The sequence below is a fragment of the Planktothrix serta PCC 8927 genome (genome assembly GCF_900010725.2).
In the GTDB taxonomy this organism is placed as follows: domain Bacteria; phylum Cyanobacteriota; class Cyanobacteriia; order Cyanobacteriales; family Microcoleaceae; genus Planktothrix; species Planktothrix serta.
The window spans coordinates 2,762-21,297 of sequence record NZ_LR734879.1 but is presented as its reverse complement, the minus strand read 5'-3'; the positions used below and the strand labels follow the sequence as shown (position 1 = coordinate 21,297).

The window sequence follows — 18,536 nt, the reverse complement described above, 5'->3', positions numbered from 1 at the left end:
CAGACCTTGAGGCAAACATGGACTAAGGATGACTGAAAAATTGGGGTGGATCGCAGCTTCTTCTCTTGAATACTTAAATTTTAGCCATAAATCCATACAACTCCTATAAAGATTTAGCAAAAAATCATCTAACAATTGTAAAGATTGAGTAAAGCTACCCTTGATCATATTCGATCTGGGTTAAGATCTATCGCACCGAGTGCTTTAAGTGTAACTTTTTGAGCAGTTGTGATTCCGGTCACACCCGTAATATTCAATCCGTTGTATGGCTTATCAGCGCGTAAAGTTTTTAAACATTCATCGGTCTGTAAATCCCAAACCTTAATCCCCTGATCATGACTACCACTGGCTAAAAAACGGCCCTGAGCATCAAGATGAACTGACCAAACGGGGTGGCTATGGCCTTCTAAATTTTTAACACATTTTCCCGTTGCCATGTCCCACAATTTGACATTATGATTGTAACTTCCACTCACCCAAATTGTTCCGTCAACAGGCAATAAAATTCCCTGGACTCGTTCAATTTCACCCCACCAAGTTTGCAAACATTCACCCGTTTTGACGTCCCAACGCTTCACCGAACGATCATAACTCCCACTCACTAAAATAGAACCATTAGCAGTAAAAGCCAAAACATGAACCCGATCGCTATGGCCTTCGAGAACAGCCAAACATTCTCCGGTTTCCACATTCCACAGTCGAATGCTTTGGTCATTACTCCCACTGGCTAAAATCGCATCTTTGGGACTGAAAGCCACTGAACCCACCCAACGCTGATGTCCTTCCAACGTTTGTAATAGTTCTCCCGTTTGCACATCCCAGAGTTTCACCGTTTCGTCATCACTGGCACTAGCCAATAGCCTACCCGAAGCACTAAACGTCACCGCTTGAATGCGATCGCTATGACCATGCAAAGTTTTCAGACATTCCCCCGTTTGCACATCCCAGAGTTTCACCGTGCGATCATAACTGCCACTGGCTATTAAACTACCATCGGGACTAAAGGCGACTGACCACACCCAGTCCTGATGACCCTGTAACTGTTTGAGACAGCGACCTGTGCCCACATCCCACAACCGCACCTTATCGTCATCACTACCACTGGCTAACCGTCTACCATTGGGACTGAGAACAAACGACCACACCTGATGACGATGGCCTCTTAAGGTTCGCAACCGTTGTCCGGTGTGAACATCCCACAACTGCACCATGCGATCAACACTCCCTGTAGCCAGGGTTTGGCTATCGGGACTAAAAGCCAAGGAACAAACCTGACTTTCCAGTCCGGTTAAAGTCTTCAGACAAATTCCGCTTCTGATATCCCAGAGCTTCACCGTTTGGTCATCGCTGCTACTGGCTAACCGTTCACCATCGGGACTAAAAACCCCGATCCAAACAGAATCTTGATGGCCATGAAACGTATGGAAACTGTGACCCGTATTGACATCCCACAAACGAACGGTTTCTTCGTTGGTACTGCTGGCGATGACATGAATTTTGCCGGGAGTGGAAGTCGAAGGGACAAAAGCAACGGCCCAGTTCCAAGCGTTATTTCCATAAAAGGTGCGTAAACAACTTCCGGTTTGAATATCCCAAAGTTTGACGGTCTGATCCTCACTGCTGCTGGCGAGGGTAAGACCATCGGGACTAAAAGTAATCGTGCGGATGCTGTCGGTGTGACCCATGAACTGATGCACACATTGTCCTGAGCGGGTATCCCAAACCCGGATGGTTTGGTCATCACTCCCACTGGCTAACCAATGGCTGTCAGGACTAAAACAAACACAGTTGACTGTTCCTGTATGTTCGCGCCAACGGTTCAAACACTCTCCGGTCGTGACTTTCCAGACTCGCACGGTTTGATCCTGACTACCACTGGCGAGTAAGGTCGCATCAGTATTGAAGCTAACGGACTTTACCCCGACCGTTTGACCTTGACAAACTAAGAGTTGTTGACCCTCTGCGACTGTCCATAAAATAATTTTGCCGTCTGCATCTCCGGTGGCTAAAATTCCCTGAGCACCCAAAGCAACGGTTAGGGAATTTCCTAGGGTTTTGGCAAAAATAGATCGAGATAAATCAGAACCGGAAAAATTAACATTTTGTAAATTAGCATCTTGTAAATAGGCTTGCCAAATCGTTAATTGAGAAAAGTCATAGTCAGCTAAATCTAAATCTAAGTTATGGCAAAGATTGATAATATTTCCTCCCGCGTAACCAGAGGAATGACTTTGTTGTTTTAAGTGTTCAATCAGAGTTTTAAACTTTTGTTTCAGTTCCCCTGGAATTCGATAACGGTTTAAGAGTTTTTGGACAATAGGCTGTAAAATTAAACGAGTTTGGCTTTCTCGAATATAATCTTTAGCTTGGGATTTAATTAGGGGATATTGGTTTAAAGTTTTAATGGTTTCTGTTTCGATTTCTTGAAGGATTTTCTCAATAAACCGTTCAATCATATATTCCATGACGACGGGTTGTTGGGTGAAGCTTCCACTACTTTTTTCAATGAGCGATCGCCGACTTAAAGATTCTAAAGTCTCGATTAGTTCTACAGTAGAAGTTATCGATAATAAATCTTTTTTTAAATCAACAACGTTACAGGGTTCTCGATTAATAGCTAACCAGTACATTGTTTCTAATTCTAACTCAGAAATTCGCCCTAATTGTTGCTCTAATATATCTCTGACATCCCCAAATATCGCTGTTCCTTGTTGAATTTGTTCTAAAAATTCGCTAAGATTTCCCTCAAATAAATCATAAATCGTCGTCGTAACAATTTTTAAGGCTAGGGGATTTCCGGCATAACGTTCAATTAATTTTTCTCCTTGTTCTAAGGAACCATAAACTCCTTTAGCTTGAATAATTTCTTGACAATTTTCCGTATCTAATCCCAGTAAAGGTAAAGAACGAACTTTCAGCGTTTGACCTTCTAAAGCAGCAATTTCTCTGGGTTTTTCCCGACTGGTGATCAGCAGACAACTTTGGTGTTGGGTTTCTCCGAGACGTTTAAATAAATCGCCATAATTTTCATAACCGGGATAATAGCGGGACATTCGATTTCCCTCTTGTAGAATAGATTCTGTATTATCTAAAATAATTAAACATCGAGATGTTCGTAAACAATCAACCAATTGGGAAATTTGCCGATAGGGGTCGGGAGATATATTAAACTCAGTTTCCTTAGCCAGAAATTGAATTAAATCTATTAAAATTTCCGTTAAGGGTGGCGCGTTTCGTAGCGATCGCCAAACTACAAATTCAAAATGGGGATAAATTTGTTGACCGAGTTTTACCGATAAAGAAGTTTTCCCAATTCCCCCCATTCCTAACACCGCAATGACTCGACAATCTTCTTGTAAAATCCACTGTTTGAGTTGAGCCAGTTCTTGAATTCGTCCATAGAATTCAGAAACATCCGTTGCTTCTCCCCAGTCTATATTTGGGGGTGTTGAGTGTTGGCTGTTGACGGTTGACGGTTGACGGTTGACGGTTGACGGGAAGTGAGCGGGGACGCTCACACTACTTACTTTCCCTGCTTCCCCTACCAAAGTATGACGTTCAATAACGGTACGAAAATTCTTTTTACTGACTCTTTCCCCCAACTCCTCCGATAACAATTTCCATAACTTTGGCCCCACATCCTGCTTCAGATATTCGGGAGTACAGTGGTACTCTAAGGCAATTTCATGATATTTTTGACAATTCCAAGTTCCCTGAATAACGGCTCGTTGTACGTCACTCAGGTGTTTTCCGGTTTTTGAAAAAACCAATGTATCGGTAATTTTGAACGCCTCTTCAAAGTTGATCATGATCACAGATGCAACGAAGTTCGTTTTCGAGTGTATCCTGAACTTTCTATCATAAGGGGAATCAACAGTCCTTAAAGAGGATAGAAATATGAAGCGGTATTCTCTAACGTTTGTCCTGTTGCAACCCAATGGCGAATCATCTTAATATTATCAAAAATGGGGAGCAGAAAACCTGCTGAATTTTTAAACGATGATTATTTAAGTTTTTCAGAATTCTTGAATGAGATTAAAGTCAGCCTTCAACGAAAGCTGACTTTTGTTTTTTGAATCTAAATTTTGATTGTTGAAATCGTTTTCTTAAACGTTTTGGCATAGACAAAATATTAAAAATGGGATTAAGACATCTTCTCAAAATGATTTAACCCTTCAAGAACTAAGCCACCAGAGAAACAGAGAGATCAACCGTTTCCTCTCTTGAAGACTGGTAATAGTCCGAATGAGAAGACCGATCAGGTTTCACTTCCATAATACTGCCAAATCGCTCTAACCAATCAAAAATTCGATCCAGTTGTTCGAGTGTAACCAATCCATACTGCCACAGGATCATAGGTAACTGTCCTGAATCCTGTTCCGGGTGGCGGAGTGCCATGGCAATTGAGGACGCCGGGATCGCTAACTCCCAACGTAAAAATTGAATCAGTTGTGCTTGTTTTGGGGAAATCATTTTAAGTTCCTTCTGAAAGAGTAGGTTAGAAAGTTAGATAACCGTATAAATTTAGTTTCTCTGATATTAATCTTATCGGGAATAGCAGAATATTCAGTGATGATATCGGGTTACTCTTGTGATTCAATCTTGTTAAGGGTGTGATCATCATCACAAATGTAGAGACACGGGAATTGCCTTTTATCGGGGTAAAAGTCTGAGGGTGTCTATACAAAGGCTTAATCTTCTATTTTCCGGGTTCAATTAAGACAATGCTGCTAGGACTTAGACAAACATTGTTTTTTTATGATACGATACCTTGTCCTTTTTAAAATTATTTGACAAAACTCTATTCATTAAAAAAATATTAAAATTTTCCCCTTCGATTAATTCTTTAAATTAATGTGTATTTTTGTATCGGGCATTGATTGGATGGGGCTGTTGTGGATAGCGATCGCCAGTTTACCTTCAACCGCATACTTGAGCTAGGACTCCGTACTGCGGGGCACGCAGGAACGTTAAACGCCTCTGGAGACATCGACCTCTACATTGGTGAGGAAACTCCTCAATGCAAGCCGAGTCGTAGAAAGAGGAAACCCAAAGAGTAATCTTTGGAATCCCCCGCTATATTCGGTACTCCGAATTAGCGGTGGGAGGATGTCAACCCAACTCAGAACGAACAATCGGAAGTTTAATCATAAATTCCGTTCCTTCTCCGATTTTAGAGGAACATTTCAGTTGACCTTGATGTTTATCTACAATAATTTTATAGCTAATTGATAAACCTAAACCTGTGCCTTTGCCAACGGGTTTGGTCGTAAAGAAGGGGTCAAAAATCCGAGATTTAACATCCGGTGGAATTCCAGAAGCATTATCCTTAACTAAAATTTCAATCCATTTTTGATCAATGACCCTCGTAGTGATAGTAATTTGAGGTTGTTGAGAAAGATAGATTTGATTCTGCTCTTCCCAACACTCTTGTAAGGCATCGATCGCATTCGATAGCAAATTCATATAAACTTGATTCAGTTGACCGGGATAGCAGTTAATTAAAGGTAACTGATCATAGTTTTTAATCACTTGAATAGCCGGACAGTAGGATTGAGGTTTGAGGCGAGTTTGTAAGATTTGTAGGGTACTATCAATTCCCTCATGAATATTAATTCTTTTTTGTTCGGATTCATCTAAACGGGAGAAGTTTTTTAAAGACAAAACAATTTGTTTAATTCGGTTAGATCCTTCTTTCATAGATTGATAAAGTTTAGGTAAATCTGTTTTAATAAATTCCAGATCAATTTGTTCAATCATCTCCTCAATTTCCTCTCCAGGCTCAGGATAGGTATTTTGATAAGCTTCTACCAATTTAATTAAATTTTTACCATAATCTGAGGCAAAATCTAAATTTCCATAAATAAAACTAACGGGATTATTAATTTCATGGGCAACTCCCGCTACTAACTGCCCTAAACTGACCATTTTTTCATTCTGAATCAGTTGAGATTGGGTCTGTTTTAACTCTTTTAAAGTATCAATCAGACATTGATTTTTATCTTCGAGTTCTTGGGTACGTTCAGTTACTTTTAATTCTAAATTTCGATTATAATCTTCTAATTGATGATAATAAATTTGTAATTGACCTGTCATTTGATTAAATGTTTTTGCTAGTAACCCGATTTCATTATTGCTGAGAACTGGGGCTGTTTGCTTAAAATCACCTTGACTAATAACACGGGCCGTTTTAACAATCGCTAAAATCGGTTGGACAATCTGACGACCTAAAAAGAACATAGCAACTGCCATAAATCCTGATAAGATTAATCCAATCAATAGAATATAACTGGCTAAATGTTGGGCAGGAATAAAGGCTTCGGCTTGAGACTTTTCTACAATTAATCCTAAATCTTTATTTCCCAAAGAATAATAAACCCCGATCACGGGAGTTCCTCGATAATTGCGATATAAACTCTCCCCACTTTTTCCCTGCATTACTTGTTCAATTCCGGCACTATTAATCCCATCAGGAAATTCCTCTGATCCTAACTTTTGAGACGCAATAAAGACATAACGATTGGATAAACCACTGCCTATATTTCCCACTAAATAGGTTTCTCCTGTTTGATCTAAATTAGTTTGTTCACGAATCACCTCATCAATGCGATCTAAGTTTAAATGGGCGGCTAAAAGTCCTAAGCGTTTACCCTCTTGATCTAAAATTTGATCGACTAAAGTAATTTGAGGATAACCCGTGATCGGTGAACGATAAAAATTAGAAACAAAAGCATTTTGATTTTCCGATTGAATATCACTATATTGGACTAAAGGTTGATATTTACCAATTTGAGAAGCATCAGTAGAGACTAAAATTCGACCGCCACGAGACAAAATAAAAATTTCTTTTAACCCCGAATTTTTTCCTGTAAATGCACTCAAAGATGTTTGTAAGGAGGTTTGTATATTTTTATATTCCTGAGTCGATTTATCAAGTGTAAATAGGGTTTTTGCTGAAGTCCGAATTTCAGGAATTCGAGCTAAAGCTAACACGACTTGACTTTGATCAAAAACCCAATGGTTCAATTCCTCTCGTTTTAAAGAGGCTGCCATATTGAGTTCGTTAAAAATCGACTTTTTCAAAGATTCTTTTGCTTGGGAAAAAGCCATATATCCAACAAGAGAGATAATTACTAACGATAAAATCAAAAAAGAACTCACAAGCTGGAATAATAAGCTTTTTTTCCAGAGATTCATAACCATTTACAATTAAGGGAACTGCCGATGAATAAATGATAATAAAATTAGAGGCTAAATGGCTAGGGAATCACTGATTTTGCCAGTGAGAAAAAATTGTTTTAATTCCTTGAATTGCCTGATCTGTTGCGACTTCAGGAGATAACCCTTGGGTTAATACTGCTTTAATGGCTTGACCCCAAATATTTTCCGTTTGAACCTGAGCATAAGCGGGGTTAATAATATGATACAAAGGTTGAGTTTTATCGGGTTTAAATTGTTGCGTAGCAACCGCTAAATGGGGATCATTTGGGTTTTGCCAGAAGGGATCATTCCACAACTGCATCATCACGGGAAAATACCGTCCTCCCGTACCTTTAACATAAGAACTTAGATTTTCAGGTCGAATCAGATAAGCCAGAAATTGTTGAGCGAGTTTTGAATTTTGAGCTTCAGAAAAAATAATGGCTTCTTTGACAGAAACTAAATATTTCATCGGTTTACCCTGGGGGGTATTAGGAAAGAGTGCTGTTACCAGTTGATTTTGATAAATATCTTGATCTTCGCGCTGAGAACCTGGTATTGATAAACTAGGATTAATTGTCATAATGGTACTCCGATTCAGGAAGTTTGTATTATTATCAGCATTCAACCAATTAATTGCCATCGGTGGAACATTTCCCTGGAGATAAAAACGAGTATATTCATCCAGGGTATCAATAATTCCTTGGCGAACATTTGGTTGATCTAACTGTAGATTTCCCTGTTGATCAAAGAGTTGAACATCATGAGCGATTAAAAATTGTTCAAAGATCAGATAAGTATCTAAAGATTCAACCGACATGGGTAAACCTAAACCATAAATCTCCGATTCTCCTTGCCTTTTTAAATTAGCTTGAGCTTGTAGCCAAATTTGCCAAAATTCTGACCAATTTTGAGGTAAATTTTGATCGTCAATTCCCGCCTTTTGAAGTAATTCTCGCCAGTAGTGAATATGAAGACTTTGCTGCATTAAGGGAATAGCATAATAGGAACGCTTTTGAGTGTCTTTATTCTTCAGATAAACCGAGGCGATCGCACTGGCTTCATACAAGTTTTTAATCGGTTCTATAACCCCAGAAACATCCGCTAATTTTCCCTCCCAAGCCCATTGAGGAATTAAGGTAAAGTCCGCCCGTTCAGAAAATAAAATATCGGGGGGATTTCCGATTTCTAAGGCGGCGATCGCTTCTTTTAAGGTATCCTCTTCACTAAAAAAGGAAAGCTTAATTTGATTCCCCGTTTCTTGTTTCCACTTTTCTACGACTTGCTCGATAGCTTCATCTTGTTCTGGATAATATCCCCGATTCCACCAAATTATTAATTCTGAGCTTGGAGCTAGATTTTCGGGGAGTTCAGGCGTTGGACTGGTACAAGTCACTAAAATGAAACTTAAAAGTAACAGGAGAATAAATCCCGAAAAATGACGGGAAATAAAGTTGATGTTCAGGGTTAAAACCATTAGTAAAAACCATTGAGATTCAAGGTTGAGAAGCTGACGGCACTAAAAGGCTATCCATTACCAGTTTACTCCTGATTTTTCCACTCAGCAAATATGGTTTGAATTTCAGCAATTGCAGCATCCGTTGCCACTTCTGGAGATAAACCTTCAATGATTACCTGTTCAATGGCTTTTCCCCATACATTTTCAGCAAATATTTGTGAATAAGGAGGAAAAAGAATCGAAGATAGAGGCGAAACAAAGCGGAATTGTTCAGCCGCTACTTTCAGATGAGGATCGTTTGTATTATTCCAAAATGGATCGGATAATAGTTGAGGCATGACTGGAAAATAACGCCCCGCAGACCCTTTTAAATAGTTTAAAAGAATTTCGGGTTTGGCTAAAAAGGAGAGAAAACTTTTGGCTTCCTGTGGATGGGGAGAATTCCTAAAGGTGATCACTTGTTTAATCGAAACAAAATTCGGCATCGGTTGATTATTGGGGAGATTGGGAAAGGGAATAGTGGCAATTTGTTGAGAATAAATTTCAGGATCAGTTTTTTGAGAAGCCGGAATAGAAAGGGTTGGGTTTAGGGTCATTAATAGCCGACGATTCAGAAAGTTAATATTATTATCTTCGGGGAGCCAATCGATTGAATCTGGGGGGGCATATCCCTGTTGATAAAAGTGAGTATACCAGACTAAACTATTAATAATGCCTTGACGAATTTCGGGGTTATTAACTAAAAGTTGTCCCTGGTAATTCATCAGTTGAATTCCTGATGCAGCTAAGGTCTGTTCAAATTCATAAAAAGTATCATTAGATTCAGAAGAAAAGGTTAAACCAATCCCATAAATATCCGATTTTCCCTGTTCTCTTAATTTTGTTTGTACCTGTTGCCAAAATGCCCAAAAATTATTCCAATCTTTAGGAATATCGCTGGCTTGAAATCCAGCTTCTTCGAGTAAATCCCGCCAATAATGGATATGTAAGGTTTGTTGCTGAATCGGTACACCATAATAACCTAATTTTTTAGTCTGATGATTGTAGAGATGAACCGATTGAATCGCACTCGGAGTATATAGGGTTTTGATCGGTTCAATAATATCAGAAACTTCAGCCACTTTGCCTTCCCAAGCTGCTTTAGGATTAACAGCAAATTCTAACCGTCGATTGTAAACAATATCGGGTAAATTTTGGGTTTCTAAAGCGTTTAAGGTTTGTTTTAAGTTCTCATCATCACTAAATAATGTGAGTTTTGCTGTCAGTCCGGTTTGTTGTTCCCAAGCCTTAATCACATTTTGTAAGGCTTCATCTTCTTCGGGATAAAACCCTTTTGTCCACCAAATCGTTAAGGAAGACTGGGAACTAGGAGTAGAGATTTTTTGAGATAAATGTTTAGATTGTTCTGAACAAGTTATCAAAACTAAACTTAAGGTAAATAATAGGCACAAGATTAGAATCTTTTTCATTGTAAAACCAGCACTCTCTCAGTCGTTAGATTAAATTCGAGGTAAAACTTGAACTATCAATGAGAATTTTATGTGGATTTAGCATTGCGTTAGGCTTAAAGATTGGGTTAAACCACCCGATTTTGCCGAATACATTCAGCATACCATTGAAAACTGGCTTTTGGAATACGCTTTTGAGTAATATAATCCATGTAAATTAAACCAAAACGACGTTGATAACCCCAAGCCCATTCAAAGTTATCCATTAAGCTCCAAACAAAATATCCTTTTAAAGGATATCCTTCCACAATGGCACGATGGGCTGAGTGAAAATGCTGACGTAAATACATAATCCGATCCGTATCGATCACCTCTCCCTGATGATTTAATTCATCTTCCGCCGCACACCCACTTTCTGTAATTAAAATTGGTAAATCTGCTCGATCTAAGGTTTCACTAATATGACGAATTCCCCAATAAATACATTCAGGAACAATATGCAACCAAGGCATATTCATCCGAGGATATCCTTTCGGTAATCCTAAGAATTCAAACCCCATAGAATTGTCAGATGCACGGACATAAGTGGCGGAGTAAATATTTAATCCCAATTGATCTAAAGGTTGATGAATAATCTCTAAATCTCCGGGTAAAATATCAGGGGCTTCATTTCCTAAGAATTCCAGTAAAGCCGGACTATAGGAACCTGTTAAAGCAGGAAAAATAATTCCCCCATTTTGACCACAAAGGGCAAAGGCTTTTTTAGCCGCTAAAATATCTTCTGGACTTTCGGTTATGGGAACCGTAACGGCACAATTATCGACTAAAGAAATTGTACAAGGAAGGGTCGAATTTGCTCGAATAGCCTGCACTCCTAACCCATGTGCTAATAAGGCATGATGGGAGGTTTGCCAAACTTCTTTAGGGCGAGAAACAATAGTTCCGGGTGCGTGGGGAGGAATGGCATTTACTTGATAGCCTAAATGGGTAAAACAAGGAATTTCATTAATGGTCATCCAGTGGGTAATGCGATCGCCTAATTTACTAACAACAACCCCGACATAATCCGCAAAATCCTGAGCCATTTCTCGACTGCGCCAAGACCCATATAAATCTTCTAAAGCTTGGGGACTATCCCAATGAAATAAAGTGGCATGGGGAGTAATTCCATTGTTCAATAAGCTATCAACTAACCGTTGATAAAAATCAATTCCAGCTTCATTAACTGTTCCTCTTCCATCGGGAATAATTCGCGGCCAAGCAATACTAAATCGATAATGTTTAATTCCCAATTCAACCATTAGTTGAATATCAGTTTCATAACGATGATAATGATCGCAAGCTGGGTTTCCGGTTTCTGCATTTAAAACCCGTCCCGGTGTCTGACTAAAGCTATCCCAAACACTCGGTTTCCGTCCTCCCTCTGTAACCGCACCTTCAATTTGATAAGATGCTGTTGCGGCTCCCCAGATAAAATCTGGCGGAAATTGATCACTCACCATTGACAGGAATCTCCCGAAAAATTAAGGATTGTTTATATTATAAAATAACACTGACTTAGCAAAAAATTAATAATTTTTTATGATTCTTAATTTTTAATTCAAGGGTTCCCCATTAAGCTATTCTCTATTTTCTTCTGTGATATTATTTAAGGAAATTCTACAGAAGTGTTAGAATAATACGGAGGGATAGCCAGATAACGCCACCCAATTTTTTGTGACCCTAGACGGGGTTGCTCCCAAGTCCAATAAAAGGGTAGATTTTGTACTTCTGAAAAATCCTAATGCAATGAGGACTATTATGCTAAACCGATTCAAAGCGATTTATAGGATAGTGATTTTAGGTTTAGGGCTGGTTTTCCTACTCGGAATCACACCCGTTTGGGCTGCGAAGTCCCTACCTGAACCCGATACTCAAGGCAACTATATCAGTAAATCCGATCATTTATATTGGCAAGTTGTTGATTCCGATCCCAATGGATTGAATTGTCGCATGGGAAACGCCTCTATTGAAGAAATTTGGAATCCTGATAACCCTGGATTTCCTGCGATTAGTAGTTGGCCAGCCGTCACCACGTTAAAACCCGATGAAGTCTTCCGGGCACAAGCGAGTTATGGGGGTTTTGTAATCACATTTGATGATCAATTTCTGCCTTGGATTTTTGTTAAGAAAAAACCGGATGGTACACCTGCAAACTGTTTTGTCCGAGCCAATATTGCATTAATTAAACCTGTTGAAGAACCAATAGATAATAACGTTTCTACCCAACCTGTTGAAGAACCAACAGATAATAATATTTCCACCCAACCTGTTGAAAATCCAACGGATAATAACGTTTCGACTCCATCCGTTGAAACGCCACCTGAACCCAGTTTTGACGACACTGAACCCTTTATTGATTTGTAATCATTTCTGGTTTCTAGGTTTAACCTGGAAACCAGAGATAGGAAATCCTGAAACCTGTTTTAACTTTTGTTATCCGCAAAGGATATTCAAAAATATGGAAACAAGAGAAACTGATCTTAAACAGCAGGGTAAAAATTGGGCTAAAATCAATCAGTCTTTGGTTAGTGCCAGAGACGATAATTTGTTGGGATCTTCTTCTCAACGCTATGATAAATTTATTCAACAAATCATCGTTTTAAGTCAGCAAAAAGAATTTTCATTAACTGCTTTAATCAATAGCTATTTAACGATGAATTATCAACTTAAATTAGAGCAAATCGACAAATTAAAAACTTGGTTGGATGGCTTTAGACCGTTTGAACCCATGATTGTCGCCGAACTCAAAAAACTTTATGATGTCCGATTTACTTATAATTCTAATGCTATTGAAGGGAATACGTTAACTCAAAGTGAAACCGAGTTAGTTTTAACAAAGGGGATTACCATTGGGGGCAAAACCCTCGACGAACATTTAGAAGTAATTGGACATAAGGAGGCGATTGATTATATTGAAAGTTTAGCCCAAAAAGATAGGTCAATTAATGAATGGGAAATCAAACAAATTCACAATCTAATTCTCCGAAAAATCAACCCTAATGAAGCAGGGAGTTATCGGACTTTAGATGTAATGGCAGCCGGAACAAATTATCGTTATCCTCCCCATTATTTACTCTCTCAATTAATGAGAGATTTTGTAATCTGGCTCAACTCAGAAACAGCTTTAAAACTCCATCCGGTCGAGTATGGGACAATCGCTCATTATCGCTTTGTTTCGATTCATCCTTTTCGGGATGGCAATGGTCGAATGGCTAGATTATTAATGAATTTACTGTTAATTCGTGCGGGTTATCCGATTGTAGTCATTCATAACCAAATTCGCAATAATTATATTAATGCGTTGGCTTATGGACAACAAAACCAAGATGATTTAGGGCAGCTTTTTGACTTAGTTTGTGATGCCACTCTGACTTCACTTGTGGAAACGTTAAGGTTATTGGTTACTGCAACGAGCAGTCGGGAAAAAGGGCAGGGTTTTTATCAAGAAATTACTGATTTTATTGATAATTATTTTACAATACCCCGGACAGTTTTTGAGTAAAAGCCTATAGCGCTACTTGAAGAGGGAACAGGGAACATCGGATCTGGGAACAGTAAGAAGTGAAATGGTTTCAGGATTTAGAAATGTCCTAACTGTAATGCGTAGCGCTATAGAACCCTTATTCCACCGTTGGCGATCGCAAACTCTTAAATCCGTGAAATCCGTGAAATCCTCTTAAATCCGTGATCCCCCTTAACTATTTTTTTTCTTTCAATAATAATTGCCAATCTCGAATTAACTCCTTAGACCACATCCAATTTTTAGATAATTGATCAGGTTTAAATTCTGTGGGAGATTCACTCATCACTTTGTCACTAAATTTAACCGCTTTACTTAACATAAATTCTTTTTCTTGAGTCGGTAAAGTTTGAGAGAATTTCCGCCAAACTAATCCTAAACCTGCATAAGCTGTTAACTTATCCTGTTGTTCTATTTTAGTTTTTATATTATTAGCAGTTCCCGGTTTGATTTTACCGACAAATGTAGGTTCCTCTAACTCTAAAACTTGAGTCCAAACTTGATAGGCATTCTCTAACTTTCCTTCGGTATAATAGGCAAAACCCAAGGCATTTTTATACTTCACAGATTTAGGATTTTGTTTAGCTGCATTTTCCCAATATCGACGGACATCATCAATTTTATAATCTGCACTTCCCCTTTGAATTGATTGCCAACCTAAACGACCATAGAGAAAATTAACAATGGGATGATTAAGATCCTGAACCTGTACCGCCGCTAAGGCTGATTTTGCTTTTTCTAATGCTCCTCGATCTAATAATTCTGTTGTTGCTTCTTCGGCTGCTAATAGATTTCTTTGATAAAATTGGTCAACAGCAATTCCTAAGACATAATCAGTATTTGCAGTTTTTAAATCAGTGCCTTGGGGCTGACTTGAATTAACATGAACTAAGGTTGTTTGATCCGGGGTTCCCTGACTCGCTAATCTTTCCGACTGAAAAGCCCGATTTTGCCAGAACCAAACCCCAAACCCTAGAGGAATAAACAGCAACGGTAGAACCCAGAATAAGTGTTTTCCCTTCAACAGACGAAAAGTCTTTATCCCCGATGAAACAGTCTGAAGATCAGGGATTGAAGATCTGGGTTTAACTGATTTTGATGGTGAATTTAAGGATAACTCAGGTGTTTTTGCAGAGTCTGAATTTTGAATTGTTACAGGTTTTGGCGTAGAGTCAGCAACATTAGACTGACGCAAAAACTCCCCAATAAAGGCAGTATTATCTGCATCATTATCTATCTCATCTTCGTAAACAAGATCATCTAATATATCTTCGATATCATCGTCATTCATACTATCCCATTCGGATTCGGATAATGATAGAGTTTTAGGAGGAGATTTCAGCCTTAACCCGGGTTCTACTGGAGGAGAAGGCAAGGGTAAAAATTCCGATTCTTCCAGAATAGAATGATAGGGTTGACTTGCGGTTAAATATCCATCAAATTCTCGATGTAAATATAAAATCGGCAAAGCCCAATATAATTGATCGGAACCATAAGCAGAAATTAATCCTTGTCTGGCTCGACTTAAACTTAAATCAATCGGATAACCCTGATTCAGATTTCGATATAATAATCGTGTTAAGGTTAGCGCCACATCATCGGGAATGCGTTCAGCCATCGCTAACACCCCTGGAATTCCCCGCTTAACGGCGTACTCAGCGAGATTGAGTTGGGCTGTTTCATCCGTAACATTCGGTGTATTTCGATATGCACCCCGACAGGAATTTAACACCACCATCTGCACGCCATTATTAACTAATAATCCTGCTAAATCATCCCCATTCAGGGTTTCGGTTAATCCCGTCCGACGACTGACTAAATACAATTCTCCTCCAGACGGGCCTAAATTGCTATGTCCGGCGTAGTGAAAGACTTGATATTGACCTTGTTCTAAGGCTTGGGTGAGTTGTTCGCGGTCGGGTTGTTCTAAAATGGTGAGTTGAATATCCGGGGTTGTGGGTTCTAAGGAATTCCGGTTACTGCGTCCGTTTTCCCGTCGGAGTTCTTCTTGTAAATGCAAGACTTCCCGCTTCAGGTGTAGGGTGTCCTGGTCAGTGGGGGCTGCAATGGCGATTAAAATTTTTAAGGGTTGATTGGGTTTTCTAACCTGGGTGTGGAGAATAGAACTTATCCCCGGTTGGTAACGGGAAAATACGACATCTGTTCCGGTTGCGATCGGACGATCTGCCGAATGTAGCACTTCCCAAGGTAAACTCGATAACCGTTTACCTTTTAAGCCTAAGCGTAATTGTAATAATTCTTGATGGTTTTGGGCGATCGCTTGGGCACAAGTCCAACTATCGCGCAATGTTCCTTGAAACAAGCCATTATAAAGCTGTTGACCCAATTCTACTAAATTCAACAGAGGCGGATCGGTGGTTAATTGAGTCTCGATTTTTTTCCCAAAAGTCCGAGAACGGGAAACCTTTTGGCCCTCCAATAGACCTAATAAGGGATCATTCATCAGTTGGCGAGCCTGGGCTAACCATTCATCCACAGGCCATTTGACCTGTTCTTCAGCTAAAGGAACACCAGATGCGAATTTTTCGGTTCGCACTAAATATTCATTTTCCCCAACTGGGGTGACGGAAATGTGAAATTCCTGAGTCATGGGATTCTGGAGTTGGGATTTGAAATTCCGCCCCACCAAGGAAATTGAGGGGCTACAAATCAAGAGTTTTGACCCTCTACAAATGAACTTGGAGCTATATATCCAATCGAGTACGGGGTGTTGACTTGTGATCTATGACTGAAACTGAAAATATTTTGCTCCTAAGTCCAGGGTAACGAATGTTATCAGAATTTGCCCGGAGAAAAGCGAAATTTCGCGTCTTGGGAATCTCGTCTTTCTAGGAACTTACGACAGGGGAGTCAACTATTCAGGAGATCACCCTGATGATGGAGGTCTTCTACCCTCTAATATCCGATTAATTTTCTCTCCTGACATTTTAACTGTATTGAAATACAATCAAAATACAGTTTAATTTAAACTCAGCCAATCAACTGCTTTTACTCTCTGGGATAGCAGTTGATTTCTATCAATATAAAGAGTATTTTTATCGAAAAACATTAAAAATATTTAATAATAAATATAATATCCCTCAAGTCTTATTATTTTGAATCAATATGGCAACTCCTAAGTCAAATGTGGCTCAACGAAACTCCCAAATGAGTCCAGAAGGATATGCACGTCTGAAAGCAGAAGCAATGGCTCCTTATCGGGGTTTACGACAGTTTATTTATGTTGGTTTTGGAGCTTCGGGTTTTATCGGTGCGGTGGTGTTTTTGGCTCAACTACTGGCGGGACGGAATGTTGAATCGGCGTTACCGAACTTGGCCCTACAAGTGGGGGTGGTGGCCCTGATGGTGGGGTTGTTTCGGTGGGAACAACGAGCCAGTCGCCGTGCATCTGATCCCCCCAAGTAATATTCCATCCTTTAATGTTGGCTGCACATTCCCCCTGTAGAGACGTTGCATACAACGTCTCTACAGGGGGGGGTAGAAGGATAATCTGTAGCATCTATGATGGGATTTCATATATATATAATCTCAAAATTCCACTGCGCCCGAAATGCGAGTTTGATCAATTTCATTGCCAACGACTGTCAGGGTATAACCGCGTGTCGCATTATACACATCATAGCGACCATTACTCCGAATAATATTTTCACCCGGATTGGTGGTGGTTCCTAAATCGGGTTGAGCCTGGGAGATAGCAACAACTCCATCTCGTTCATTATTTTCAATTAAATTGTTTCGCAACATCGGTTTAGCTTGGTGAGAAATCACAATTCCATCTCGATTTTCGATAATTTGATTTTCGATAATCATCGGTGCTGCTTCGTCATTAATCGAGATGCCAAATCCTGTATTTTGGAAAAGATTATTGCGAATTTCTCCCCCTCCTGAACGAGCAACAGAAATCCCATTTCCTGCGTTTTGAGTAAAGATATTACTGATGATTTTAGGATTTCCTTCGGCCGTAATAAAAATCCCCTCTCGCTTACTATTAATAAAAGTGCAGTTACTTACCGTAGGATTAGAAGATTCTATCCATAATCCGGTTCCTCTAGTATTGGGATTAGTTAGAGTGACACCGAGAATTTGACTATTTCCTTCGCTTCTAATCGTGGCATTTTGTCGAGCAAAGGTGGGACTGACAAAATTTCCCCCTCCCATAATCACTGTACTTTGCCCATTTGTGGCCGTATCCCCTTGTAACGTCACCCCATCTTTGAGCAAGATGGGAAACACTTCTCCGGTTTCTGGGCTATAGGTACCGGGGCTCAGTTGAATCACTGTGCCCGGTTCGGCTTTTTGGAGAGCATAGGAAATCGAACGATAGGGGCCATCTTGACTCCCTGTGGAACCCGCACTATCAATTCCAGCACTGGGATCAATATAAATAACGGAACTTTGAGCCAAATTCTGGGAAATAGAGATCGGATGAGGTTGAATTGTCTGGATATTTGCCCAAACGGGAGTTTCTATTCCTGATATGAGTCCGAGTCCCAAAATTGTTGTCATCCAACCCATTCCCCTAAATAACTGAAGGGAACTGCACCCCAGTTTTTGGTTTTTTGGGGATGGTGAAGTCAATTGTGGCATCGGATTCTGTTGATTGCACATAGATTAGGGATGGGTTTTTTTGACACACCTCGCCCTATAAGTGCGAGGATTCTTTAGAAGGAGATAACCCGATGGTCATTGCTCGAACCACAACTCCCAAAACCCTTCTTAGGCGTGTTCTAGTGTTGTGCGATCCTACGATGCCAATTGCCTCTACTCTCTCGCCCCGAAGGGTCTGAGCCTACTTTTAAGTCGTTTTTCACTCACTCGCTTAATTGTTTCTGCTTGTGGGGGCTAG

At 39.6% G+C, this 18,536-nt stretch carries 11 protein-coding genes; 3 read left to right on the top strand and 8 right to left on the bottom strand.

Annotated features, from left to right (window positions below):
* Positions 1–164 precede the first annotated feature (164 nt).
* The 6 genes from PL8927_RS21205 to PL8927_RS21180 all read right to left on the bottom strand — a co-directional run bounded on the left by PL8927_RS21205 (position 165) and on the right by PL8927_RS21180 (position 11,609).
* Positions 165–3,809, bottom strand: a complete 3,645-nt coding sequence (locus PL8927_RS21205; RefSeq protein WP_083625453.1) for a WD40 domain-containing protein — start codon at positions 3,807–3,809, stop codon at positions 165–167.
* Positions 3,810–4,182: 373 nt separating this feature from the next.
* Positions 4,183–4,473 carry a DUF2949 domain-containing protein gene (locus PL8927_RS28895; RefSeq protein WP_083625452.1) on the bottom strand — a complete coding sequence of 97 codons (291 nt, stop codon included), beginning with the start codon at positions 4,471–4,473 and terminating at the stop codon, positions 4,183–4,185.
* A gap of 639 nt (positions 4,474–5,112) precedes the next feature.
* On the bottom strand, positions 5,113–7,161 hold the full coding sequence (locus PL8927_RS21195; protein ID WP_231506097.1) for a HAMP domain-containing sensor histidine kinase: 2,049 nt from the start codon (positions 7,159–7,161) through the stop codon (positions 5,113–5,115).
* A gap of 106 nt (positions 7,162–7,267) precedes the next feature.
* On the bottom strand, positions 7,268–8,677 hold the full coding sequence (locus tag PL8927_RS21190) for an ABC transporter substrate-binding protein (RefSeq protein ID WP_083625450.1): 1,410 nt from the start codon (positions 8,675–8,677) through the stop codon (positions 7,268–7,270).
* Positions 8,678–8,742: 65 nt separating this feature from the next.
* Complete coding sequence (locus tag PL8927_RS21185; RefSeq protein ID WP_083625449.1) at positions 8,743–10,128, bottom strand: ABC transporter substrate-binding protein; 1,386 nt, start codon at positions 10,126–10,128, stop codon at positions 8,743–8,745.
* A 107-nt stretch (positions 10,129–10,235) separates the two neighbouring features.
* Positions 10,236–11,609 carry a GH1 family beta-glucosidase gene (locus PL8927_RS21180; RefSeq protein ID WP_083625448.1) on the bottom strand — a complete coding sequence of 458 codons (1,374 nt, stop codon included), beginning with the start codon at positions 11,607–11,609 and terminating at the stop codon, positions 10,236–10,238.
* A 298-nt stretch (positions 11,610–11,907) separates the two neighbouring features.
* Here PL8927_RS21180 and PL8927_RS21175 point away from each other — a divergent pair, with 298 nt between their 5' ends.
* A complete protein-coding gene (locus PL8927_RS21175; protein WP_197047506.1) occupies positions 11,908–12,513 on the top strand; it encodes a hypothetical protein in 606 nt (201 codons plus the stop codon).
* A gap of 94 nt (positions 12,514–12,607) precedes the next feature.
* A complete protein-coding gene (locus tag PL8927_RS21170; RefSeq protein ID WP_083625447.1) occupies positions 12,608–13,651 on the top strand; it encodes a Fic family protein in 1,044 nt (347 codons plus the stop codon).
* A gap of 196 nt (positions 13,652–13,847) precedes the next feature.
* On the opposite strand, the gene PL8927_RS21165 is transcribed toward PL8927_RS21170, so the two are convergent.
* Complete coding sequence (locus PL8927_RS21165; protein ID WP_083625446.1) at positions 13,848–16,280, bottom strand: CHAT domain-containing protein; 2,433 nt, start codon at positions 16,278–16,280, stop codon at positions 13,848–13,850.
* 515 nt (positions 16,281–16,795) lie between these two features.
* On the opposite strand from PL8927_RS21165, the gene PL8927_RS21160 reads away from it, so the two are divergent.
* Positions 16,796–17,095 carry a DUF3493 domain-containing protein gene (locus PL8927_RS21160; protein WP_083625445.1) on the top strand — a complete coding sequence of 100 codons (300 nt, stop codon included), beginning with the start codon at positions 16,796–16,798 and terminating at the stop codon, positions 17,093–17,095.
* Between the two features lie 123 nt (positions 17,096–17,218).
* On the opposite strand, the gene PL8927_RS21155 is transcribed toward PL8927_RS21160, so the two are convergent.
* Positions 17,219–18,196, bottom strand: a complete 978-nt coding sequence (locus tag PL8927_RS21155; protein WP_231506096.1) for a DUF1565 domain-containing protein — start codon at positions 18,194–18,196, stop codon at positions 17,219–17,221.
* Positions 18,197–18,536: the final 340 nt, after the last annotated feature.